1 protein-coding gene is annotated in these 244 nt (G+C 52.9%); it reads left to right on the top strand.

The window, feature by feature from the left end:
• On the top strand, positions 1-244 hold a 244-nt coding region (locus tag AC1RPY_RS08130; RefSeq protein ID WP_481763176.1), incomplete at both ends, for a hypothetical protein.

Genomic DNA, 244 nt, shown 5'->3' with positions numbered 1-244 from the left:
GTCATTGGGCCCGAAACAGACTCGGAGGATGGGGAGTCGGAAGATCGCCTCTACGCATTGTACGCAACTCCGGTCCGTAACGGATACTGGAACACGCAAATCACGCTGGCTGCTGTCGAGCTGGGTTCAGGTGAGGGTGATGAGGACATCGAATTCAGTGATGAGATTTACACTGTGTTTGCATACTCGTCACCGGAGCGTGAAGACGGCATCAACGAAATACTGTGTGGGATGCTACAGATTC

The organism is Dellaglioa sp. CoH-56-MRSF-12 (genome assembly GCF_056782075.1).
The sequence above is the reverse complement of the archived record's forward strand: the minus strand, read 5'-3'. Positions and strand labels throughout refer to the sequence as shown.